The following is a 21,957-nucleotide window of genomic DNA, read 5'->3' as shown; positions in this document are numbered from 1 at the left end:
GCGGGAAAGACAGCCGTCGTGGCGGTGAACCTGCACGTCGTGCGGGGCGCCTTTCATGTCTACGTCCTGACCCCGGTCCCCGAGGGCCGCCACGCCATCGCGACGATCGCGCAGATCCTGCAGAAGAGTTGATCGCGGCTCCGCAGCGATCGAAGCGACGGCCGGCGCCACACGCGCTAACGGCAACCCGCTACGAATCCTGCCACGACAGGGCCAGGGTGGTGTGGTGCTTGCGGAGGAGCAGGCCGCCGCGCGGAGGGTCACCCAGGTAGGCGTCGATACGGAGTCCGGTCGTCATGGGGCGGTCCGCCATGTCCCACGCCTGGACGTGAGCGACCAGCTCGCCCGCGAGCCGCAGCCGGTCCGGTCCGTGGCCGCGAGCGATCAGGGTGCCGTCCGGCGACGGCTCCAGCATGCAGAGGTTGTCGCGCTCGACGATCCCGACGGCCATCCGGAACCCGGTCAGGTCGAGCGGGGGCGAGGCCAGCCAGCCGGGTCGCGCCTCCGACATGGTGCACCAGCGGGGCTCGTGCACCGCCAGCCAGAGGCTCAGCCCGTCGAGGAGCTGGGAGAAGCCGACGCTGATCTCGGTGGAGAGCTCGACCACGGGTCCGTCGAGCGCCGCCAGCACGTCACCGATCTCGCTCGCCTCGGGCAGCGAGATCGTCAGGTCGGACTCGCGGTCCAGTACCAGCGTCGTCTCGGGACCCGCGAAGGGGCCGCGCATCCGCATGAACCCGCAGGGCAGCACCGAGCGGCTCGTCCAGTGCCCGTCCGCTCGCTCCATCGCCACCGAGCGCTGCACCCCCCGCAGGTCCAGCGGGGCCACGAGACGCCCGCCGGGCCCGAGTTGCTCAAGCCAGGCCGGTGCCAGGTCCCACACGCCGACGGTGGCGATCACCCGGTCGTAGGGCGCCCCCGGCGGGAATCCCTCGGATCCGTCGGCGCACACCAGCCTCACCTCGGGGTGTCCCGCGACCGCCAGGTGCTCCCCGGCGAGCGTGACCAGCTCGGGGTCGATGTCGACGCTCACGACCTGGCCCTTCGGCCCCACCAGATGGGCGAGAAGCGCGGCGTTGTAGCCGGTTCCGGTGCCGATCTCCAGCACGCGCTGCCCCGGCTCCACCCCGAGCTGGTCCAGCATCAGAGCCATGATCGCCGGCTGCGAGGAGGAACTGATCGGGCGGCCGTCCGCATCGCGCTTGGTCACGATGGCGTCGTCCTGGTAGACGGTCTGCGCGGGAAGCTCGGGCAGGAACACGTGCCGTGGCACCGTCCGCAACGCATCGGCCACGACCTGGCTGATCCCCCGGGTACGTACCCGCGAGACCAGTTCCTCCCGTAACGCGTGCCACCCAGCCATCGTCGACCTCCGTGCCGTATGCGTATGTGGCGGCCTGAGTTATATGCCCCGGCGAGCGGAAAATGTCGCTTTGCCGGATGTCGTATGGAAAAACGGATCCTGAGGGCCGTGACGGTACCCCGCATGCGAGGGCCACGCAACGCCCGCGCGGGCAGGAAATCCCTCTGCCCGATTGACAGGGAATGTTAGGGAGCGGCTCTAATATCTCAGCATGAACAGCGATTTCGACTTCCTGCACGGTACCTGGGACATAGACAACCGCAGGCTCCTCAAACCGCTGAGCGGAGGCGATGAGTGGGAGGAGTTTCCCAGCGTCGCCGTCTGCCGCGGTTTCTTCGACGGCGCGGGCGTCTTCGACGAGATCACCTTCCCCACGAAGGGCTTCAAGGGGGTGTCGATACGGACTTTTGACGTCAAACGTGAACTGTGGGCGATCTACTGGATCAACAGCGAGACCGGAGTTCTGCACAATCCCGTCTTCGGCACGTTCGCCGATGGGAAGGGCGTGTTCCACGGTGACGAAACCCACGAGGGTACGCCCGTGCGGATGCGGTACACGTGGTCGGAGATCACGCCGACCTCGGCCCTGTGGGAGCAGGCGTTCTCCGCGGACGGGGAGAAGACCTGGGAGACCAACTGGACGATGAGGCACACCCGCCGCGCGTGACATGGCACGGGTGAAGGGGTGGGTGGAGGACGGTATCGGCAGCCCTCCACCCTCGGCCCCGGGAGCGTGGACCGCTGTCCGGCGTTCGGGGGACGGAGCCGGACAGCCACGACCCTATGCGTCGGCCGATCCGGCGTCTGCGTAGAAATACACCCCTGCCGCGGGCGGATCGTGGTGACCGGGAACCCCTATGCCCACTCGGCCAGGATCGCGGCCTCCTTCTCCGGATCGATGCCGTGCCCGCGGAACGCGCGCTCTGCCGGCGGGACGTCACGCAGCCACGCCCAGGTGTCGCGTACGGTCTCGGCGACCGGGCGGCAGGTCAGCCCGGCCGCGATGGCCTTCGCCGACGAGGACAACCAGACGCCGGCGAACTCGGGGCCGTCGGGAGCCCAGACCGGGAACTCGGTCCACGGCGACACCTTCCGATCGAGCAGGAAGCGGTCGTCGACCCAGACGAACTCGGCGTCCGAACCGGTCACCGCGCGGCACTCGGCCAGCCAGTCACCGTAGGTGGTGTTGCCGCGCACCCCGCCGGTGAGGAAGCGGTCCGCCGTCCCGGCCTCGGCATGGGTGAGGACGAACGCGGCGATGTCACGGACGTCGATGACCTGCATCGCCCGGTCCGGATCCCCCGGGGCCAGCACCCGCCCGCCCCGGGAGATCCGGTCCAGCCACCAGGGCAGGCGGCCCACGTTCTCGTACGGACCCAGGATGAGACCCGGCTGGATGATCAGTACGTTGCCGTCGAAGCCCTCCTCCACCGCCCGCTCGCAGCCCGCCTTGAGCATGCCGTAGTGACCGTCCTCGGGACCCGCGTCCGGCGCGCACTCGAAGAGCGGTGAGCTCTCGTCGCACTCCCGCTCGGGGAAGTCGGAGAGAGCCGAGATGCTGGAGATGTACGCGTAGCTGCCCGCCCGGCCGGCGAGCCTCCGCACCGACTCGCCGACGACCCTCGGGACCTGCCCGTGGACATCGATGACGGCGTCCCACTCCCGGCCCGCCACCAGGCGATCCAGGTCCTCCGGCACCTCACGGTCGCCCCTGACCGCCTCCACGCCCGGCAGGTCGACCCCGTTGCGACCCCGGTTGAACGTCGTGACCTCGTGCCCGCGCCGCAGCGCCTCCTGGGTGATCGCCCGGCCCAGGAAAACCGAACCACCCATGATCAGAATCCTCATAGCGCCTCATTCTTGGCGCCCGGCGGATACGGGACCACAGGCTTTCACCCGTAGCGCAAGCCATCCGCTCACAGCGGACGGCTCGCGATCGGGTGATGCTCCAGCAGGTGCACCCGGGCGGTGCCGATGTCGAAGTACATGCCGACCAGCTCCAGGTGCCCGGCGCGGAACAGCCGGTCCACCTGCGGGTAGGTCCGGAGGTTCTCCAGTTGCTGGATCACGTTGACCCGGCAGAGGCGGTCCAGCGGGCCCTCGTCGTCGCCGGCGCTCTCGCCCGCGATGAACCGTGCCAGGGTGTGGTTGCCGTGGCGTAGCCAGCGGCCCAGCGCCGGCAGACCCGCCGCCTTCTCACCCCCGCTGAGCAGGGCGGTCATCGCCCCGCACCCCGAGTGTCCGCAGACCGTGATGGTGCGGACGTTGAGCGCGTCCGTCGCGTACTCGATCGTCGCGGCCACCGAGTCGTCCGCCGGCACGGAACCCAGCCGGGGCACCAGGTTGCCGAGGTTGCGGAGGGTGAACAGGTCTCCCGGGCCGCTGGCGGTGATCAGGTTCGGCACGATACGGGAGTCCGCGCAGGTGATGAAGAGATGCGAGGGCTCCTGCCCGCGGGCCATCCCGTGCAGGAGGGGACGGACCAGCGGTGCCGTGCGCTGGTGGAACTCCCGCGCCCCGGCCAGCAGGTCGGGCACGGCGGGACTGCCGCCGCGGGGCGCGTGCCGGGTGGCGACCAGCGGATGGCGGGTCGAGCGCCGCCCGCTCCGCCGGTGGGACCAGGGCAGCCACCACCGGTCGGGTGCCAGGGGCGGGGTCTTGGCGGGGAACATCCGGGCGCCGCTGGCCGCCATGGCGTACCACTCGTCGTGGATCTCGTCGATGTCCACACTCCCGCCGCCGCGCTCGTGCTCGTGCCGCCAGTCGTGGATGGCCTCAAAGGCCGCGTTGTCCATGAAGTCGATGTTCAGGTCGAGGTCGACCGAGGCGCCGGCCGGGATGGCCCGCAACTCCGAGGTGAGCGTGGGCACCCCCAGGAAGGTCAGCGAGCCGCCGATCACCACGTGCCAGCGGCCGTCCGGCTCGGCGGTGGCCCGCACGGTCACCCGGGTGAGGCGGCGCAGCGCGAACAGCGCGGCGAGGCCGAGGCCGACCAGCACTCCCTCGGCGAGGCCGAGCAGCACCACCCCGGCCATCGTGACGACGTACACCGGCACCTCGCTGTGGCCGCGCAGGTTACGCAGATGCCCCATGTTGACCATCTGCACGCCGATGAAGACCAGCAGCGCGGCCAGCGCCTCCATCGGGATCAGGGCGATCATCCACCCCAGGCCGACCGCGAACAGCAGGATCCACACGCCGTGCAGGATCGTGGACCAGCGGCTGCGCGCCCCCGCCCTGACGTTGGTGGTGCTGCGGACGATGACCCCGGCCACGGGCAGGCCGCCCAGCGAGCCGGTCACCATGTTGGCCACGCCCTGGCCGATGAGCTCCCTGTCGAGGTCGGAACGCCTGCCCTCGTGCAGCTTGTCGACGGCCACCGCGCAGAGCAGCGACTCCACCCCGGCCAGCAGCGCCACGATGAGCACCGCGGCGATGATCCCGTGCCAGTCACCCGTGGGCCAGAGCGGGGTGGCCCAGGAGTCCAGGCTGGCGGACAGGTCGATCCGGGTGACCTCCCAGCCGAGCGCCCAGGCGGTCACCGAGGCGGCGAGCAGGGCCGCCAGCGGCGCGGGGAAAACCCGCAGCCGTGCCGGCAGACGGGTCCAGGCGACCAGGACCGTGATGGTCAGCAGGCCGACGAAGACCGCGTGCGTGTGGTTGTGGATGATCTGCTGGGGCAGCTCGATCAGGTTCTCGATCGCGGAGCGCTGCGGGTTCCCGCCGAGCACCACGTGCAGCTGGGCGAGGGCGATCACCACGCCCACCCCGGCGAGCATGCCGTGCACCACGGCGGGCGAGACCGCCAGCGCCGAGCGGGCGACCCGGCAGACGCCCAGCAGCAGCTGCAGGACGCCCGCGAGTAAGGTGATCATGCAGGTGGCCCGCCAGCCGTATCGCATCACCAGATCGGCGACCACCAGGGACAGCCCCGCGGCGGGCCCGCTCACCTGGACGACGGAGCCGCCCAGCAGGCCCGCCACCACGCCGCCCACCACACCGGCGATGAGTCCCGCCGCCAGTGGTGCTCCCGAGGCGACCGCGATGCCCAGTGAGAGGGGCAGTGCCACCAGGAAGACCACCAGGGATGCGGGTAGGTCGTACCGCAGCACGGAGGCGATGCGACCCACCGTAAACAAACCGTCGCTCTTCGTGTCCGTCTCCATGTGCAGACCCTACGGGGCCGCGCCTCATCGGCCGGGCGTTTACCGTGGGCTTTTACGGAGGACGGGGAGAATCAGCGGTAATAGTCGGGGTAGTCGGGCTCCTGGGTTGCCCGATGGTGGTTGCCCCGCGAGCCATCCCGGCCTCGTCCCTCGGCGGGAGCGGTCGCGGTCTCGGGGGCGGTGCCGTAGAGCTCGCCGTAGCTTGGCCAGCTCGCGCCGTCGCTCCCGTTGGGAGTGCCGGGCTCCGGCCACGCGACCGGGCTGGCCGGGGTGGCGGGCTGGGGTTCGTAGCCGTACCCGCCGGTCGTCCCGCCCCGCGGGTCGGCCGGGCGGTCCTGGGCGGGGGGGAAGGCCCGGGAGGGGCCGGTGGAGGCGGAGATCGCCGGGCTCGGACCGGTGATCGCGTCGTCGTCGATGGTGGCCCAGCCCGAGCTGACCTCGTACGAGCCCGCGGGCGGAGCGCCGTAGACCGGCGTCTGGTACGAGGAGTAGGACGGGGCCGGGTCGTCGAGGATGTCGGCGGTGTTCGCCGCCGGCCAGCCACCCGACGTCGGGCTCGTGGCCTGTGCCCACGGGTTGTCCGTCAGGTTGCTCTTGGGTGGCTGCGCCGGGGTGCGGTAGGAAGCCGCGAGCGGGTCGGGCGCGGGCGTGGCGGGGAAGCCGCCGCTGGTCGTGGGACCCATGGGGGGCATCGAGGCGGGCGGTCCACCGTTGCCCGGACGGGCACCGGACGAGCCGCTGCCGCTGGGCCGGGAACTCGCGCCGCGGCGAGGGTACGGGCCACCGAGCGGGTCGTTCAGCGGGTCGGGCCGGGAGGGGGCGCCGTTGCCCTGGACGGGCTGGGGCGACGGCTGCGAGGGTGTCCGGTTCCCGCCGCGGCGAGAACTCGCCCGCGGGGGACGGGCGTCACCGAAGGCGCCGGGAGTGGGAGCCGCGAACGTCACGGTCCGCTGCTCGGCGAGTGACGCCGCGGTGGGAGCGGGGTTCGGCTGGACCGGGGCGATGAGGTCGTCGAGGCCGGAGGGCAGCGAGGCGGAGGCGACGGCCGGCTCGGGAGCCGGCCTGGCCGGTCGGGGAGCGGGGGGTCGCGGGGCGCCGCGGGACGGCTGGGGCCTGGTCGGGAGCGGTGCCTGCGCTGTCGTCGCGTCGGCGTCGACCTGCTGGTTCTCCTTGTCGACGGGACGGCTCGCGCCCATCTGAGCTGCCAAGGGCCCTCCGAAACCGCCCTCGTCAGCCTGGAGCCGTGTCCAGTAGTCGTCGTCGTAGTCGTCCACCTGGCCGAACTCGTTCAGCCCGCGCTTGCCCCGGGAGCTCGGCGGCCGCGGCTGGCGTGGCGGCTTCGGCTCGTCGAACGGTGTCAGGTCGGGGGTGAAGTGGTTCATCTTTGGTTCTCTGGTGGCGAAGTCGTCGCTGGACATGGTCGGAGTCAGCGCCTCCTTCTCCGCCATCTCCCGCAGACGTTCCGCGGGGAGCGCGCTCTCCCTGCGGTTCATCGACCGCATTCCCAGTGCCACGACGACGAGCACGAGGAGCACGACGGCGACCAGGCTTACTACGACCGCGATCATTGCACCACCCTCAAGGCCATGGCCTTACAGCGGCGCCGGTGAGGTCGCGCGGCCATCGACGCGACCTTCCCCCATGCATCACCTGCGCTTGGACATTGCATCTGATTGTGTCGGACCACTATGAGCGTTGTCACACCCTAAGTGAAGAATTGGTAACCATTACTACCTCCGGTGTTTGGCCAGTCACTCGATGTGCGCCGCGGTGAGCCGTCCCCAGGCGATCGTCTTGTCCGCGATGCTCCTCAAGGTCTGGTCAAGGGAGGCTCCCTTGCGAAGATCGACCTTGCCGTCGAGCGCGTAGACAGTGAAACGATAGTTCTCCTGGACGCCGCACGGGGGGCTATAGCCCACCTTGCCGTTCGTCGTGCTTCCCTCCACGGCTCCCACCGGGACGCCGCCCTCAGGTAGTTCGTTGGTGCGGGGGTCGATGTCGAAAACGACCCAGTGCACCTCGCCGCCTGTCCGGGAGTTGCTGTCCGCCACGATCGCGACGGACTTCGTGCCCTCGGGCACGCGAGACCAGCGCAACGGGGGATTACCGGCCGAACCCTTGCATGAATAGTCGGACGGCAGGGGGCCGCCGTCTCTGACCCGGGGGCTGGAGACGCTGATCGGCTCCAGCTGAGATCTCTCCGTCGAGGCCATGCCGCTAGCCATCCCACAACCCGAGGACGCGACGACGAGCGCCGCGGCGATCGCCATTCCCGAGATGAGCCGCGGGCGGCGCGTAGACATGTTTGGCTGCCCCATGCCCGATGATGCTACGCGGGTCTGGAAGATGCGCAGACCGGATCGCGAGGTTCCGTGGGGGGGAAAAGGCCGAAAAACGGGCAAAATCGAGGGACGGAAGGGGCGAGAGTTAACATCAAACTGGTTTCGCCGTCCCCTGACCGTCGCTCGCCGGTCATGTCTGGTCGGTCCCGGCGGCCGTGACGCCTGGAACATCTGCGACGGCTGGAGCGCCCGTGGTGGCTGTGCCCCCGAGACGCCCCTGCAGCGGGCCGCCCCGCCCCTGCCGGATCCAGCCGGACCGGTTTCCTAGGCCCCGGCGGAAACTTCGTGCAGCGGCCTGTCTGGAGCCTCTCGGGGAGAGCCGCCCCGGAGTACGCCCAACGCGGCGAGGCATCGCCCGGCCGCGCTGGGCGGAGAGGACCCAGGGGCACTCAGGGGGCACTTCAGGGGCAGGGCGCTAGACGCGGCTGCGGAACGCGCGGATCGCCAGAGGGGCGAAGACCACGGCGAAGCCGGCGGCCCAGAGCAGCGAGAAGAGCGCGGCCCTGGTGACGTCGCCGCCGATGAGCAGGCCGCGGATGGCGTCCGCCAGGTGCGTGACGGGGTTGAGGTCGGACCAGGTCTTCAGCCAGGACGGGAAGGTGGCGGAGGGCACCAGGGCGCTGCTGGTGAAGGTCAGCGGCATCATCGTGGAGAAGGCGATCATCTGCACCTTCTCGGGACTGGAGGCCTTCAACCCGATCAGCACCGACATCCAGGACATGGCCAGGGCGACCACGACCAGCAGCGCCAGGGCACCCAGCAGTCCGAAGAAACTGGTGGTGACCCGGAAACCCAGCACCATGCCGAAGCCGACCAGCAGGGCGAAGGCCCACACCTGCTTGGCGGTGTCGGCGATGATGCGCCCGGACAGGGGCGCGGTGCGGGCGATGGGCAGGCTCCGCAGCCGGTCGAAGACGCCCTTGGTGATGTCGGTGTTGAGGCCGATAGCGGTGGAGAGCGTGTAGAACAGGGCGTTCTGCACGAGCAGGCCGGGCAGGGCGAACTGCAGGTAGTCGCCGGTGGATCCGGAGATGGCGCCGCCGAAGACGTAGGTGAACAGCAGCAGGAACATGATGGGCTGGATGCTCAGATCCAGCAGCTCCCACGGGTTGTGCTTGATCTGAACCAGGCTGCGCCAGGCCAGTGTCATGGTTTGCTGCAGAGTTGCCAGGGGAGTGACGCGCTTGGCGGCCATCTGCGGGATGGTCGTCGTCAGTGTGGTCATCGGTTACTTCCAGCGTGGACACCCCCGCCTGCGGGCGGGGGAGGAAACGCGGCACTGTGCCGCGCTTCTGGGCGGGTGGTGTAGCCATAGCCGTCGGCTCGTTGGAGCAGGCGAACATGGCGGTGGTGGGTGCCCTGCACGAGGCCGTGCCGGGTGCGGATGTTGAACCTGCCGGTGGAGCGGACCGTGACCCGTCCCGTGTGCGTCCCGGTTTTGGTGCCGGTCGAGACGATGGCGCGGACCAGGTCGCCGGTCTGGCAGCCGTGGTGGCGTTTGGTTCGGGGTAGCGCCAGCCGGGGGAATCCGTAGCGGTCGCTGCGGGTGCGGCGATAAGTACCGCGCCCGGTCGTTGTGACCACCAGGACCGCGGACGGCCAACCGGTCACGGTGTCGAGGTGGCCGACGTGCAGGGCGTCGAGGGTGTGGGATTTCGCGGCGCCGGGGCGGGACCGGTTCCATTTCGTGCGCCCGCCGGACGCGACGGCGACCGGTAGGCCGGTGGCCTTCAGTGCCCGCCACAGTGCCCACCGGGTGGCGTTCACGGCGGCGGCGTCCCGCAGCGGGGCCTTGACCTGCCGCAACACCTTCGCCAGCACCTTCGGCCGGTCGGCCGGGAACTCCTCGACCAAGGTGGCGGCCTTGGCCTGGTTGCACGGTATGCACGCCACGACGAGGTTGCTGAGACGGTCGGAACCGCCTCGGCTGCGCGGGGGGAGGTGGTCGAGGTTCAGCGGTACGCCGCAGGCGCCGCAGTAGGCGCACGCACGCCCCCACCTGGCCAGCAGGTACTCGCGGACCTCGTACCCGGCGAGGGGGCCCTGCTGGTATTCCACTCCTTCGAGTGTCTTGCCCGCCGACAGGACGTGGGTGTCGAACGCGACCCGCTCAACGTGAACGGCCCGTACGGGCGCCCACCGGGTCAACCGGGTCGCCCACGACATGGTGGTGTCGACGCGGTGGCGCAGCGACGGCGCCAACCACCCCTGCGGTTTCGTGCGGTTGTTGAAGCGGGGGGCGCGGTAGCGCAGGTTCCGCGACCGGCGCCCCCGGCGTAGAGCGGCGCGGGCGGTGAGCCTGTCGCGGATCTGCCCGCCCCGGTGGTCGAGCTGAACGCCGTACAGGCCGATGCGGTCGGCGTGGCCGGCGCGGCCGGTGCGGAACACCGCGATGCCGGTGTGTTTGCTGCCGGGGTCGACGCCGACCTGCACACCCTGGACGACGGAGTCGGCCACGGTGCGGTCGCGCAGGCGGATGACGAACGGGGTGTGGCGCACCACCACTGCCTGGCCTGCTGCCAGCAGGCGGCGGGCACGAGCCGGGTGGCACGGGTCAAGCGGGTGGCTGTGCACGTCCAGGACGAACACGGCCGGGTGAACCTCACGGTTCGCTCCCTCGGACGCTTCAGCGCCCTTGGGGTGATGCCGGTCAGATGGTACGGCCTGGCCGGTCTCCCCTCGCCCAGGTTGAACACCCGTTGCCTTGCGGCGTCCATGTCCCGTTTCGTCCCGACCCTGCGGGGTGTCTGCTGACGTGGATTCGAGGGCCCGGGGCTGAGGAAGCACCCCGGAGTCGGTCTGCCGGCGTGTGTTCACCGTAGCCATCTGGTTGCACCTCCACATCGTGATGGCTGGGGCTGGTCAACGTGGAGCCGGCGGTGCGCGGTGCGGCACCTCAAGCTCCAGCCTTCAGGCCGGGGTCGTTGACGCGAACGCCTCTTCCTTGTCGGGGGTCTCCTCGCCCTCGGGCAGGTGGCCGGTGATGGCCAGGAACACCTCGTCCAGGCTGGATTTGCGCAGCGCGAGCTCCGAGGCGATGACACCCTGCTCGTCCAGACGGCGCACGATCACGGGGACGGCGGCGGGGTCGTGGACGGAGGCGGTGGCCCTGCCCCCGCTGAGGTCGGGAATCTCGCCCAGCACGTCGGCCAGTACCTTGCCGACCAGATCGAGGTGCTCGGCCTGCGAGGGACGCACCTCCAGGACCTGGGCACCGGTGGTCGCCTTGAGCTGGTCGGAGGTGCCGGAGGCGATGACCCTGCCGTGGTCGAAGACGACGATGTCGTCGGCGAGCTGGTCCGCCTCCTCCAGATACTGGGTGGTGAGCAGCACGGTGACACCGTCGGCCATCAGGCCGCGCACCACGCTCCACAGGTCTGTGCGGCTGCGCGGGTCGAGCCCGGTGGTGGGCTCGTCGAGGAAGAGCACCTGGGGGCGGCCGACCAGGCTGGCGGCCAGGTCCAGACGGCGGCGCATGCCGCCGGAGTAGGTCTTGGCGGCCCGCCCGCCGGCATCGGACAGGTCGAAGCGCTCCAGCAGCTCGCCCGCGCGCGCCCGGGAATCGGCACGCGTCATGCCCAGCAGGCGGCCGATCATCACCAGGTTCTCGACGCCGGTGAGCATCTCGTCGACGGCGGCGTACTGGCCGGTCAGGCCGATCAGTGAACGCACCTGGTGGGCCTGGCGCGTCACGTCGTAGCCGCCGACGACGGCGGTGCCGGCGTCGGGGCGGAGCAACGTCGCCAGGATGCGCACCGCGGTGGTCTTGCCCGCCCCGTTGGGGCCCAGCACACCGAGCAGCCTCCCCTGGGGAACGAGGAGATCCACCCCGTCCAGTGCCCGGGTCTCCCCGTAGCGTTTCACCAGGCCCTCGGCCTGGATCGCATAGCTCATCGGTCGTACCTCTCCGTAGTCTCCGGATCTCCAGCATGTACTGCGCCACCGACACTTTTTCGATCCACGGCCCGACCGGAGGGAAACGGGCGATGACAGATCGAGGAAGGGGAGCCGCCTCGTCGGAGCGCCTGCCCTCGGACCTGCCACGATGCCCGCCGGGCTCCGGCGGAACTTTTTGCGTCACGCCGCCGGAGCGCCCCGTGGGACGTGACCGTTTAGGCTGACAGCGTGAGTGACCGAGCCGATGAGCCCAGCCCCGCCTCGCAGGAGGCCACGGCGGCCGGTCGGCCGGGCGAGCGTCGCAGGGCCGTCTCCCTGCGCGCCCCCGCCAATCCGGTTTCGCGCAAGGCAGTCACCTTGTGGCTGATGGAGGGGGTTCTCTGGTCCATTGTGCTGGTGGGTGGCTCTTTCTTCCTGGCGAGGTGGATCGACGAGGGCCGCTGGTCGTGGTTGCCCGGATGGGCGCTGGACAACGTCTGGTGGCTGCCGTGGCTGATGGTGCTGCTACTGGTGCCCGGCACGCTCGTCGAGCCGTTCTGGCGGTACGCCGTGCACAGGTGGGAGCTCAGCGAGGACGTGGTCTACGCCCGTTCCGGGTGGCTCAGCAGGGAATGGGCGTTCGTGCCGGTCAGCAGGATCCAGACCGTCGACAAGGCGCAGGGCTGGTTCGAGCGCATGCTGGGCCTGGCGACCGTCGAGATCCGCACCGCCTCCCATGCGGGCTCGTCCACGATCAAGGGCCTTGACTACGAGGTCGCCGCCGAACTGGCCGAGGGGCTCGCCCGCCGCGCGGAAGAGCTCAGGGACGACGCGACGTGACCGGATCCCCCAGCGGCCGTTCACCGGCGGAGCCGCCGGAGGGCACCGAATCCTCGGTGCCTGGTTTCGGATCCGTCCCGAATCCCGATCCTGCCCCTGCTCGTTCGGTCGACGGGACGGGGGAGGGCGTCGAATCCTCGGTGCCTGGTCTCGGGTCTCCCGGATCCGTCCGGCATCCTGATCCCGCTCTCCCGGCCGACCGGACGGGGCCGTCGCTGCGGCTCAGCCCGAAGGTGTTGCTGACCGATCCGATCCGGATGCTGCCCTCGCTCTTCCTGCCGCTGGCCGGTGTCCTGTTCCTCGGCGGGTTCTCGCCGGGATCGTTCGTGTGGGCGGCGCTGGGCGTCGTCGGCTCCGTCGCGTTCTCGGCCGTGCGCTGGGTCACCTTCACCTACCGGGTCGCCGGTGACCGGCTGGAACTCACCCGGTCGCTGATCAGCAGGTCGGTGCGGACGATCCCGCTGGAGCGGATCCGCGGCGTCGACGTCAGTGCCCCGCCGCTGCACCGCCTGCTCGGCATCGCCGTCCTGCGGATCGACACCGGCGCCGGCGGCGACGACAAGCAGGAGGGCGAGCTCGACGGGGTCACCGTGGAGGAGGGGGAGCGGCTCAAGGCGGTGCTGCTCTGGCACGCACGCGCCCGCATGGCGAGACGCGCCCAGGCGCGCGAGACGGCCTCGGCGTCCGGCTCCGGTGAGCTCACGGCCGCGAGCGTGACGGAGCCGGCGACCCCCGCCGTCGTCCGTCACGAGGTGGGTGACGCGACCCCCGAGCGGGTGTTCTTCGTGCTGCCGCGAAAGTGGCTCGTCTACGGCCCGCTCTCCGGTTCCTATCTGCTGACCCCGTTCGCGCTGGTCGCCGGTGCCGTGGGCCTGGCGTTCCAGTGGGGCGGCGAGTTCAAAATCGACAGGCGGGTCGTGATGGGCGCGGGGGAGTGGCTCTGGGAGCATCCGCCCCTGCTCGCCGCGGCCCTGGTGCTGCTGCTCCTGGCCATGCCGGTGGTCGGTGTGATCATGTACGCGGTGTTCAACTGGGATTTCACCCTCCGCGCCGGCGAGGGATACCTGATCGCCGGGCGCGGTCTGGTCACGCGCAGGAGCGTGTCCCTGGAGCGGCGCAGGGTGCGAGGGTTCGAGTTCGTGGAAGGGCCGGCCGAGCGCTGGGCGGGGTTCGGCCGCGCGTGGGCGATCGTGACCGGTCTCGGCGACTCGGAGACCCGGGGCCAGTTGCTTCCCGTCGCCCCGAGGGAGACCGTGCTCGGCGTGGTGGGTGAGGCGATCGGCCCGATCACCACCGGGCTGCGGTCCCACCCGCCGGCGGCGCGCAGGCGCCGGCTGTTTCGGGCGATCTTCCCGTGGCTGGTCGTCGCCGCCTGCGCGACGGCGGCGGCCCTGCTCTGGTCCGGGCTCTGGTGGGCGCTCGCGGTGCCCGCCCTGATCCTCGCGCTGCTGGGCATCCCGCTCGGCCTGGACCGCTACCGGTCCCTCGGCCACACCTACGACGGGAGCCGCCTGTCGGTCCGCTCGGGGTCGCTACGCCGCTCACAGGCGGTGGTGGAGAAGCGGGCGGTCGTCGGCTGGACTCTGAGCCAGACCTGGTTCCAGCGCCGCGCCGGTCTGCTGACCGTGACCGCGGGCGTGGGTGCGGGTACCGGTGGCTATGCCGCCCTCGACGTCGGTGAGGCCGAGGGGCCGGCCTTCGCCGCCGAGGTCACCCCGGCCTGGCTGGCCCCGTTCCTCGTTTCCGAGGACCTGGGCCGCGGAGATCCGCTTCCCGCAGCGTCCTCGCCCCTCGGATCGGCGGCACCCGGCGAACCGCCCACGCGGGACAGGTCATCCTCGTCCGGGGAGCCGGGGAACGGCTGACACACGGTGAGGCGGGGGGCCGGTGTTCCGGTCACCCCCCGCCTGACGCGGTGTGGTCAGTCCTGGCGGCGGGCGCCGAACATGATCTCGTCCCAGGTGGGCACGGACGCCCGCCGCCCCCGGGACTTCTTGGCAGGTCGCGCCGGAGCCGGTGCCGGCTTCGGCGGCTCCGCGGGCTTCTCCGCCGCGGGCTTGTCGACCTTGGTCTCCTGCATTGCCCCCGTGTCCCCCTGTGTCTCTTGCCTGCCCGGCTCGGCCTTGGCCCGCTCGTCCACGCTGACGCGCGCCGCCGGTACAGCTATCGAACCATCCTGGGCCGGTTCGGTCTCCGATGCGGGGGTCTCCTTCGCCACGGTGGCGTTCTCCGCCTTCGTGGAGACCTGCTGCCCCGCCGCCTTCTCGCCCGCCGTGGACCGCTGCTCGGCGGGCTCGGGCGGGACGGCGACAGGCTTCGGCGGGGTCGCGGCGGTGGGCGAGAGGGGGGCCGGAACCTCGGCGACCTGGGGAGCCTCCGTGACCTCCGGAGCCTTCGCGGCCTCCGGAGCCTTCGCGACCACGGGCTCGGCCGTGGCCTCAGGTACGGTGACCGCCGGCTCGGGGGGAGCGGCCGGCACGTGCGCCAGAGCCTGCTCGGGCAGGTCGGGTCCGGTGACCGATTCCCGCGCCGTGGCGGGCACCGGCTCCGGCGCGCCGACCGAGAGCGGCCCGACCGGAGCCGGCTCGGCCGTCGTCACAGCCGTCGTCACAGGGGGCTGGACAGCGGCAACGGGCTGTGGCGCGGTGGGTGCCGCGGGCTCCGGCTCCGGGGCGGGCGGCGGCTCGTACGCGGCGGGCTCCGGCGCGGCAGGCTCGTACACCGCCGGTGAGACCGGCTCGTACGCGGTGACCGGGTCCGGCAGCACCGGCTTCGGCAGCACCGGCTCCGGAGGCCTGACCCGCGCGGCGGGATCGGAGCCCTCGGCCGCGGGAACGGCGGGCTCGGACTGGTATCCGGCCGGGTCGGGAGCGCGCAGCGGCGGCACGGACACCCGCGGGGCCTCGTATCCGGGGGGGAGTGGAGGCATGGGCGGCTGCTGGTAGGCGGCCGGAGGTTCGGTCTGGGCGTAGGCGGGCCGGGGCTGTGCCACGGACTCGTGCCGCAGGACCGAGGGGAAGGCGACCGGCTGCTGGTTCGGCGGTTCGGGAGCCAGCGGCGGCACCGGAGCGAGCTTGGCCACCCGCGGCACGAACGGCGTGACCGTGGTGTCCTCGACCGGCTTGACGTCCTCTCCGCTGGACAGGCGCAGGGCCTCGTCGTCGTGGGGCGTGATGTGGCGCCGGCGCGGGTCGAAGAGCCACTCGGCGTTGCGCGTGTGACCGTTCCACACGAACCCGAGCTTGATGCGCCACATGTTGTCGTCCCGCTTGGCGGAGTCCCACTCGATCTCGTCGGCGGGGACGCCGCGGCGGGTCAGCCGCTCGGCGACCAGATCGCCGAGGGTGGGACCGGGAGCGGAGTCGCCGGGCAGGCGTACGGCGCAGCGCTGCGCCTGCTGTGCCATGTACTCACGTTCCTGGAGCACGGGGCCCTCGAACCACCGCACGCGCTCGACCGGGATGCCCGCCGTATTGGCGATCTCCTCCGCGGTCTCGCCGGCACGGATCCGGGCCTGGATCTCCTTGGGGCGCAACGGACTCTCCACTTCGATCTCGTACTGGCCGAGACGGGAGAAGTTGCCGCGGACGGCAGCACGGAGCCGGTCGTCGACGGGCAGCGTGAACCGGGTACCCCGGCCGGCTGTCGCCAGCACGAGATAGGTCCCGTCCTCACTCACCGCGACGAGTCGGAGCTCCTGCATGCGAGTCCCTTCGTCGTCGTGCTCAATCTTCCCCCGGACCCTTGAGTCTCTCGCGTGTGCCGGTTGCCTGCCAGCACCGTACCCGGCATGTCCGAACATCGCCTTCCTGGATGGGGCTCGCAGCGATGTGACGCCGGTCACATTTGCTCCATTCATCTAATTACAGGGCACCGGTCTGGAGCAGCAACTTCGGGGTCCTCAAGGGATTCTCATGGATAACCCCGTGAACCGCTGCGGACTTCCACCAAGAACCGGGAGATGGCGGTGAGGCCGGTCCGCCGGTCCGGGGAGGGTATGTCGCGATCGCGGCGTTGTTCGGGGGCCGGTCGTCGCGGTCCGTGACGACGGATCGCGGCGGCGGCTGGCATGGACGGCGGGAGAAGGTCATCTCCAGCGGACTCCCTCGGGGTCGAGCGGCGCGGGCGTCTGCGAATCTGCCCGTCGCACGTGCCGGGGGAACGACGGGACACGCGGACGCGTCACTCTTCGAGCGAGCCTTTGCGTCACCCTTTACCGAAAGCTTGTGAGAAGCGGCCGAATCGGGGGAACGGGACCGCCCCGGCGGCCCCTCAGCCCAGGACGGTGTCGAGATACTCGTTGGCGAACGCGCGTCCGGGGTCGAGGGCGTCCCGTACCATCAGGAAGTCGGCGAACCGGGGATAGACCGTCGTCAGGTAGGCCGCGTCGCGGGTGTGCAGCTTGCCCCAGTGCGGGCGGCCGCCGAGCCTCGTCATGATCTCCTCAACGCCCTCGAAGTAGGCGGGGTTCGGGGTCGGCCGGTAGACGTGGCAGGCGATGTAGGCCGAGTCCCTGCCGTAGGCGGTGGACAGCCAGGCGTCCGAGGCGGGGGTGACTCGTACCTCGATCGGGAAACTGATCTTCCAGTCCCTGACCTCCAGCAGGTCGCGGACCTCGCGCAGGGCCTGACCGAGGTGCTCGCGCGCGATGGCGTACTCCATCTCCAGGAAGCGTACCTGGCGCACGCTCGTGAAGATCCGATGCGAGGCGTCGGTGTGGGTCGAGGCCGACAGTGTCGCGGCCGAGAGCGCGTTGAGCCGGGGGATGGCGCCCGGGTAGCGGCCACCGATGCCGCACACCGCGCCGAACAGGGTGTTCTCCATGAAGTGGTTGTCGAGCCAGTACCTCAGCGCGCTCGGCGGCCGGGCCGGGCCGGGGCTGCGGTTGTTGCGCTTGGTCAGGCAGGTGTCCGTGTGCGGCATCCAGAAGAAGTCGAGGTGCTCGTTGCCGGTGACCAGGGAGTCGAGGGAGTCCAGGATCGAGGACAGCGCCATCGGCTCCCGGACGCTGCGCAGCAGGAAGGAGGGCTCCACCCGGAAGGTCACCGCGGTCACCACGCCGAGTGCGCCCAGGCCCACCCTGGCCGCGTCGAACAGGTCCTGCTCGGCCACCCCGCGGATCTTCCCCTCGCCGTCGCCGCGGACTGTGACGATCTCGCCGTCGGCGAGCACCATCTCCAGGGCCAGCACCTGGTCGGCCAGTCCGCCGATGTCCCTGCCGGTGCCGTGGGTGCCGGTCTGGATGGCCCCGGCCAGGGTCTGGGCGTCGATGTCGCCCATGTTGGCCAGGGCCAGACCCCTTTGGTGCAGCTCCCCGTTGAGCACGCCGATCGTCGTCCCCGCCTCGGCCGTCACCCAGCCGTCTCCCACCTCGCGGATCCCGGTCAGCGCGTCCGGCCGCAGCAGGATGCCGTCGGTCAGGGCGACCGAGGTGAACGAGTGCCCGGTGCCGGTCATCCGCACCCGGCGTCCCGAGGCGACGGCGTCGCGCACCGCCCGCGAGACCTCTTCGGCACAGGACGGCGTACGGACCTCCGTGGGGGTGGCGGATTGGTTCCCTGCCCAGTTGCGGAAGGTCTCGCCCATGTTCACTCCTGCCCTGCGGGCGTCACCCGGCCTGTCGTGGGCGTCGACGCCCCTGGGACGCGGGTTACCGCCGGTTCGTCACTGGCTCCGCCAGCGAATATGAACAATACTCATGATTGCTGCTGGGCGACAGGGGTTCGCAGCCAGGCGGAGCCGCCGACGCCGATCGCCACGGCCAGCAGGGCGCAGGCGAAGGAGAATCCGTAGGCGTTGGAGGCGCCGAACGCGTCGGTGAGCCTGCCGCCCGCCCACGCGCCGATCGCCACGCCGAACCCGACCGAGGTCGAGATCCAGGCCATGCCCTCGGTGAGCAGATGGGCGGGGACCAGCTGCTCGGTCAGGCTGTAGCCGGTGATGACGGTCGGGGAGATGGCCAGCCCGGCCAGGAAGAGCGCGCCCGCCATGACCCTGACATCGCCGATGAGCGTGATCGGGGTCAGGCCCACGGCGAACACCGCCAGCGAGCCGATGAACCTGCCGCGCAGCGAGACGGTCCACTGCCGCGCGCCGTACCAGAGCCCGGAGACCAGGCTCCCGCCGGCGAACGAGGCGAGCAGCAGTCCGGCGGCGGGTTTGACGCCCTGTTCCTCGGCGAACGCCACCGTGACCAGGTCGACCGAGCCGAACACCGCCCCCATCGCCAGGAAGGCGCATGACATCAGGGCGACGCCGGGGATGGTGATCGGGGTGCCCGAGCGCTCCTCCCTGGGACGGACTGGTGGCTCCGTGCCACGCTGCAGCCCGAAGGCGATGGTTCCCACGATCGTGCAGGTCAGGGCCACGATCAGGCCCGCATACGGGTTGATCATGGTGGCCAGGGCGGTGACCAGCGCCGGGCCCGCGACGAAGATGACCTCGTCGGCGACCGACTCGAAGGAGAACGCCGTGTGCAGCCTCGCCGTCCCGCCCAGCAGGTGCGACCAGCGGGCGCGCACGAGCGAGCCGAGCGAGAGCGCGGTCGCGCCGACCGCGACCCCGGTGGCGAAGAGCGTCCACCGGGGGGCGCCGAACTCGGCGCAGAGCATCAGGCCGGTCAGCGTGGCGCCGTGCGCCAGCGTGAGCGGGATGACTATCCTGGCCTGGCCGAACCTGTCCACCAGGCGTCCCGACAGGGGAGCCGCGACGGCGAAGGAGACGCTGACGGTGGCCGCGACCGCTCCCGCCGTCGCGTAGGAGTCGGTGAGCGCCTCGATGAGCAGCACGACGCCGATGCCGAGCATCGACATGGGCATCCGCCCGAAGAATCCCGCGATGACGAAACCCTTGACGCCGGGAGTGCTGAAGAGCCCTCGGTACGGCCCGACCACTGACACTCCCTGATGCTCTATGTGGGTGGAACATGCCGACGATTCCGCACCGGATCGCTTCTCGGCAAGTGATTTTCCAGGCAACGGCTCCCGGCGGGGTCCGTTGAGGCTAACGTGAGCGCGGTGTCACGTCTTCCCGGGTTGAGGGCATTCGTCCCAGTGATGGTTGCTCTGGCCGTACTTGTCGCTCTCGGTGGCGTCGCGCTCGCGATGATCACCGGCGGCCGTCCCGCGGCCCCGGACGGGAACACCGTCATGGAGTCCCGCATCCGGGACCTGGCGGCGATCGCGCCGGTGGTCAGCCAGCCGGCGGCCCCGCCGACCACGGCAGACCCGGAGCACCCCGAAAGCCCGGATCCGGCAGGCGCGGACCGCGAGAGCCCCGGCCCGGGCAATCCCGCGGGTGCGGAGACCGCCCCGGAGACCCCGGCCCCGCAGCCGTCCGCGGCCCCCGGCCCCCAAGGGGCGGACGGCCCAGGGCTCACCTCCACCCCGCCCCGGCTGCTGGTCATATCCCCGTCGACGCTGACCGAGCAGACCAAGGAGGACATCTCCCGGCTCAAGTACGTCCAGAAGATCGACTCCTTCGACGGCGGGGCGGTCAAGGTGTCCGGGGTCGGACTCAACCTCCTCGCGGTCGATCCCGCCCGTTTCCGGGCGTGGGTCCCCAGGGCCGTCGCCGACCAGCAGGGGGTGTGGAGCGCCCTGGCCAGGGGCGAGTTCGTCGCGGACAGCTCGGCGGCGCGCCGCCTGGGACTGGTCCTCGGTGCGGAGTACCAGGTGGACGACGGTCCCAGGCTACGGGCCGCGGCCTCGGCCACCTTCGGCCTGCCGGGCGTGGACGGCATCGTGGGGGAGGAGACCGGCCGCAGGCTGGGCCTGCCGCCGGGGGTGGCGCTGCTCGTGCACGGGCCCGAGAAGGCCACCGCCGTTCTCAAGGCCCGGGTGGGCAGGCTGCTCGGCTCAGGCTCCCAGGTGGTCGCCGTCGGTGGATCCGGCACGGACAAGGCCACTGCGGACAAGACCACCACGGACAAGGCGGCCCCGGCGAAGACCGGCACCGGCAAGCCCGCGAAGGCGGCCCGGGTGACGGTCGGCAGACCCGGCAGTTACCTGGAGCTCTATCGCGCCTCGGCCGCGGTCTGCCCGGGGCTCTCCTGGACGGTGCTGGCCGCGATCGGCCAGGTGGAGAGCTCCCACGGGCGCAACAACGGCCCCTCCTCCGCGGGCGCGCAGGGACCGATGCAGTTCATGCCCGCCACCTGGAAGGCCTACGGCGTGGACGGCGACGGCGACGGCGTCGCCGACATCTGGAGCCCATACGACGCGGTCCCCTCGGCGGCCAACTACCTGTGCGCCAACGGAGCGGCCCAGGGCGGCAAGAAGCTGGAGAAGGCCATCTGGTTCTACAACCACTCCTGGTCGTACGTTTCCAAGGTCCTGGCCATCTCCCGCGGCTATGCCGCCGCCTACCCCTGAGGCACCCGGCGTCCTACCCGCGGCGGCGCGGCGGCGCCGGGCAGCAGGTGGCCGAGCACGCGACGGGCTCGGGCTCGGCGAGCAACTCCGAGACCATCGAGACGAACCGGGGGTGGGTACCGGCCGTGGCCGCCCTGACCAGCGGCAGGCCGATCTTTCTCGCCGTCTCGGCGGCCTCCACGTCGAGGTCGTAGACGACCTCCATGTGGTCGGAGACGAAACCGATCGGCACCAGCACCACCGCCCGGGCGTCGACCTCCAGCAGATGGTCGCAGACGTCGGGCTCCAGCCACGGAATGTGAGGGGCGCCGCTCCGGCTCTGCCAGACCAGGTCCCACGCCCTGTCGCCACCCAGCTCCGCGGTGACCAGCGTGGCCGCGCGGCGCAGCTGAGCCTCGTACGCCCCGCCGCTCTCGCCGGCCGTCTCGGCCATCGAGACCGGAATGCTGTGCGCCGTGAAGATCAGCCGGGCGGAGTCACCGAGCCCGTCGGGCAGCCGGTCCAGCGCCTCGCGGGTGTGGTCGGCCATCGCCGCGATGAAGCCCGGGTGGTCGAAGTAGTGCCGGAGCTTGACCACCTCGGGGGCACCCTCGACCGCGGCCCTGGCCAGCGCGATGTCGTCGATGTACTGCCGGCAGCCGGAGTACGAGCTGTAGGCCGAGGTGACGAAGGCCGCCGCCCTGCGCACGCCGTCGGCCGCCATCTCGCGGAGCGTGTCCTCCAGATAGGGATGCCAGTTGCGGTTGCCCCAGTAGATCGGAAGATCGATGGTCGGCGCCACGGCCGCGATCAGGTCGCGGCACTGCTGGTTGATCGGGCTGGCCCCGCCGAAGCGCTGGTAGTGCGCCTCGACCTCCAGCAGCCGCTCGCGCGGGATCTCGCGGCCCCGCACCACGTTCTCCAGGAACGGCATCACGTCGTCAGGCTTCTCGGGACCCCCGAACGAGACGACGAGGAGTGCGTCGTAATTCCCCATGGCCTTCATCAAACCGCATGCC

The 21,957-nt window shown here is 71.0% G+C and carries 16 protein-coding genes; 4 read left to right on the top strand and 12 right to left on the bottom strand.

All coding sequences use genetic code 11. From position 1 onward, the window contains the following. Nucleotides 1-190: 190 nt before the first annotated feature. Nucleotides 191-1,363, bottom strand: a complete 1,173-nt coding sequence (fxlM, locus tag ABZU75_RS29270) for a methyltransferase, FxLD system (RefSeq protein ID WP_355560877.1) — start codon at nt 1,361-1,363, stop codon at nt 191-193. 211 nt (nt 1,364-1,574) lie between these two features. On the opposite strand from fxlM, the gene ABZU75_RS29265 reads away from it, so the two are divergent. Further along, the gene (locus tag ABZU75_RS29265; protein ID WP_355560874.1) at nt 1,575-2,030 is read left to right on the top strand and encodes a hypothetical protein; all 456 of its coding nucleotides are present in this window, start codon (nt 1,575-1,577) and stop codon (nt 2,028-2,030) included. A gap of 188 nt (nt 2,031-2,218) precedes the next feature. Here ABZU75_RS29265 and ABZU75_RS29260 read toward each other — a convergent pair whose 3' ends face one another. The 7 genes from ABZU75_RS29260 to ABZU75_RS29230 all read right to left on the bottom strand — a co-directional run bounded on the left by ABZU75_RS29260 (nt 2,219) and on the right by ABZU75_RS29230 (nt 11,765). After that, entirely contained in the window at nt 2,219-3,211 is a 993-nt protein-coding gene (locus ABZU75_RS29260) for an NAD-dependent epimerase/dehydratase family protein (protein WP_355560871.1), read from the bottom strand. A gap of 68 nt (nt 3,212-3,279) precedes the next feature. Further along, on the bottom strand, nt 3,280-5,529 hold the full coding sequence (locus ABZU75_RS29255; protein ID WP_355560868.1) for a SulP family inorganic anion transporter: 2,250 nt from the start codon (nt 5,527-5,529) through the stop codon (nt 3,280-3,282). A gap of 71 nt (nt 5,530-5,600) precedes the next feature. Next, complete coding sequence (locus tag ABZU75_RS29250; protein ID WP_355560865.1) at nt 5,601-7,097, bottom strand: hypothetical protein; 1,497 nt, start codon at nt 7,095-7,097, stop codon at nt 5,601-5,603. A gap of 183 nt (nt 7,098-7,280) precedes the next feature. Continuing rightward, nucleotides 7,281-7,832 (bottom strand): YbhB/YbcL family Raf kinase inhibitor-like protein, encoded by a 552-nt coding sequence (locus tag ABZU75_RS29245; RefSeq protein WP_350917483.1) that lies wholly within the window; start codon nt 7,830-7,832, stop codon nt 7,281-7,283. Nucleotides 7,833-8,286: 454 nt separating this feature from the next. Further along, on the bottom strand, nt 8,287-9,096 hold the full coding sequence (locus ABZU75_RS29240) for an ABC transporter permease (RefSeq protein WP_350917480.1): 810 nt from the start codon (nt 9,094-9,096) through the stop codon (nt 8,287-8,289). Beyond that, a complete protein-coding gene (iscB, locus tag ABZU75_RS29235) occupies nt 9,093-10,460 on the bottom strand; it encodes an RNA-guided endonuclease IscB (protein ID WP_355560862.1) in 1,368 nt (455 codons plus the stop codon). The genes ABZU75_RS29240 and iscB overlap by 4 nt, the downstream gene beginning before the upstream one ends. A 321-nt stretch (nt 10,461-10,781) precedes the next feature. Beyond that, on the bottom strand, nt 10,782-11,765 hold the full coding sequence (locus ABZU75_RS29230; protein WP_355560859.1) for an ATP-binding cassette domain-containing protein: 984 nt from the start codon (nt 11,763-11,765) through the stop codon (nt 10,782-10,784). Between the two features lie 231 nt (nt 11,766-11,996). On the opposite strand from ABZU75_RS29230, the gene ABZU75_RS29225 reads away from it, so the two are divergent. Beyond that, entirely contained in the window at nt 11,997-12,587 is a 591-nt protein-coding gene (locus ABZU75_RS29225) for a PH domain-containing protein (protein WP_355560856.1), read from the top strand. A 233-nt stretch (nt 12,588-12,820) separates the two neighbouring features. Continuing rightward, complete coding sequence (locus ABZU75_RS29220; protein WP_355560853.1) at nt 12,821-14,452, top strand: PH domain-containing protein; 1,632 nt, start codon at nt 12,821-12,823, stop codon at nt 14,450-14,452. Nucleotides 14,453-14,508: 56 nt separating this feature from the next. On the opposite strand, the gene sepH is transcribed toward ABZU75_RS29220, so the two are convergent. The 3 genes from sepH to ABZU75_RS29205 form a co-directional block, all read right to left on the bottom strand. Then, nucleotides 14,509-16,290 (bottom strand): septation protein SepH, encoded by a 1,782-nt coding sequence (sepH, locus tag ABZU75_RS29215; RefSeq protein ID WP_355560850.1) that lies wholly within the window; start codon nt 16,288-16,290, stop codon nt 14,509-14,511. 569 nt (nt 16,291-16,859) lie between these two features. Beyond that, complete coding sequence (locus tag ABZU75_RS29210; protein WP_355560848.1) at nt 16,860-18,173, bottom strand: D-arabinono-1,4-lactone oxidase; 1,314 nt, start codon at nt 18,171-18,173, stop codon at nt 16,860-16,862. A 110-nt stretch (nt 18,174-18,283) separates the two neighbouring features. Then, nucleotides 18,284-19,480: an MFS transporter gene (locus ABZU75_RS29205; protein WP_355560846.1), complete on the bottom strand. Its 1,197-nt coding sequence runs from the start codon at nt 19,478-19,480 to the stop codon at nt 18,284-18,286. A 162-nt stretch (nt 19,481-19,642) separates the two neighbouring features. Between ABZU75_RS29205 and ABZU75_RS29200 the strand changes: the two genes are divergently transcribed. Next, on the top strand, nt 19,643-20,959 hold the full coding sequence (locus ABZU75_RS29200) for a lytic murein transglycosylase (RefSeq protein WP_355560843.1): 1,317 nt from the start codon (nt 19,643-19,645) through the stop codon (nt 20,957-20,959). A gap of 13 nt (nt 20,960-20,972) precedes the next feature. On the opposite strand, the gene ABZU75_RS29195 is transcribed toward ABZU75_RS29200, so the two are convergent. Beyond that, complete coding sequence (locus ABZU75_RS29195; RefSeq protein ID WP_355560840.1) at nt 20,973-21,935, bottom strand: ferrochelatase; 963 nt, start codon at nt 21,933-21,935, stop codon at nt 20,973-20,975. Nucleotides 21,936-21,957: the final 22 nt, after the last annotated feature.

Source organism: Streptosporangium sp. NPDC005286 (assembly GCF_040607515.1).
In the GTDB taxonomy this organism is placed as follows: domain Bacteria; phylum Actinomycetota; class Actinomycetes; order Streptosporangiales; family Streptosporangiaceae; genus Streptosporangium.
This window is presented reverse-complemented; position numbering and strand designations above follow the sequence as displayed.

What these genes read in the sequence shown, in the direction of transcription:
- fxlM (WP_355560877.1), bottom strand. Translation starts at nt 1,363, where the DNA reads ATGGCTGGGTGGCACGCGTTACGGGAGGAACTGGTCTCGCGGGTACGT.
- ABZU75_RS29265 (WP_355560874.1), top strand. Translation starts at nt 1,575, where the DNA reads ATGAACAGCGATTTCGACTTCCTGCACGGTACCTGGGACATAGACAAC.
- ABZU75_RS29260 (WP_355560871.1), bottom strand. Translation starts at nt 3,211, where the DNA reads ATGAGGATTCTGATCATGGGTGGTTCGGTTTTCCTGGGCCGGGCGATC.
- ABZU75_RS29255 (WP_355560868.1), bottom strand. Translation starts at nt 5,529, where the DNA reads ATGGAGACGGACACGAAGAGCGACGGTTTGTTTACGGTGGGTCGCATC.
- ABZU75_RS29250 (WP_355560865.1), bottom strand. Translation starts at nt 7,097, where the DNA reads ATGATCGCGGTCGTAGTAAGCCTGGTCGCCGTCGTGCTCCTCGTGCTC.
- ABZU75_RS29245 (WP_350917483.1), bottom strand. Translation starts at nt 7,832, where the DNA reads ATGTCTACGCGCCGCCCGCGGCTCATCTCGGGAATGGCGATCGCCGCG.
- ABZU75_RS29240 (WP_350917480.1), bottom strand. Translation starts at nt 9,096, where the DNA reads ATGACCACACTGACGACGACCATCCCGCAGATGGCCGCCAAGCGCGTC.
- ABZU75_RS29230 (WP_355560859.1), bottom strand. Translation starts at nt 11,765, where the DNA reads ATGAGCTATGCGATCCAGGCCGAGGGCCTGGTGAAACGCTACGGGGAG.
- sepH (WP_355560850.1), bottom strand. Translation starts at nt 16,290, where the DNA reads ATGCAGGAGCTCCGACTCGTCGCGGTGAGTGAGGACGGGACCTATCTC.
- ABZU75_RS29210 (WP_355560848.1), bottom strand. Translation starts at nt 18,173, where the DNA reads ATGGGCGAGACCTTCCGCAACTGGGCAGGGAACCAATCCGCCACCCCC.
- ABZU75_RS29200 (WP_355560843.1), top strand. Translation starts at nt 19,643, where the DNA reads ATGGTTGCTCTGGCCGTACTTGTCGCTCTCGGTGGCGTCGCGCTCGCG.
- ABZU75_RS29195 (WP_355560840.1), bottom strand. Translation starts at nt 21,935, where the DNA reads ATGGGGAATTACGACGCACTCCTCGTCGTCTCGTTCGGGGGTCCCGAG.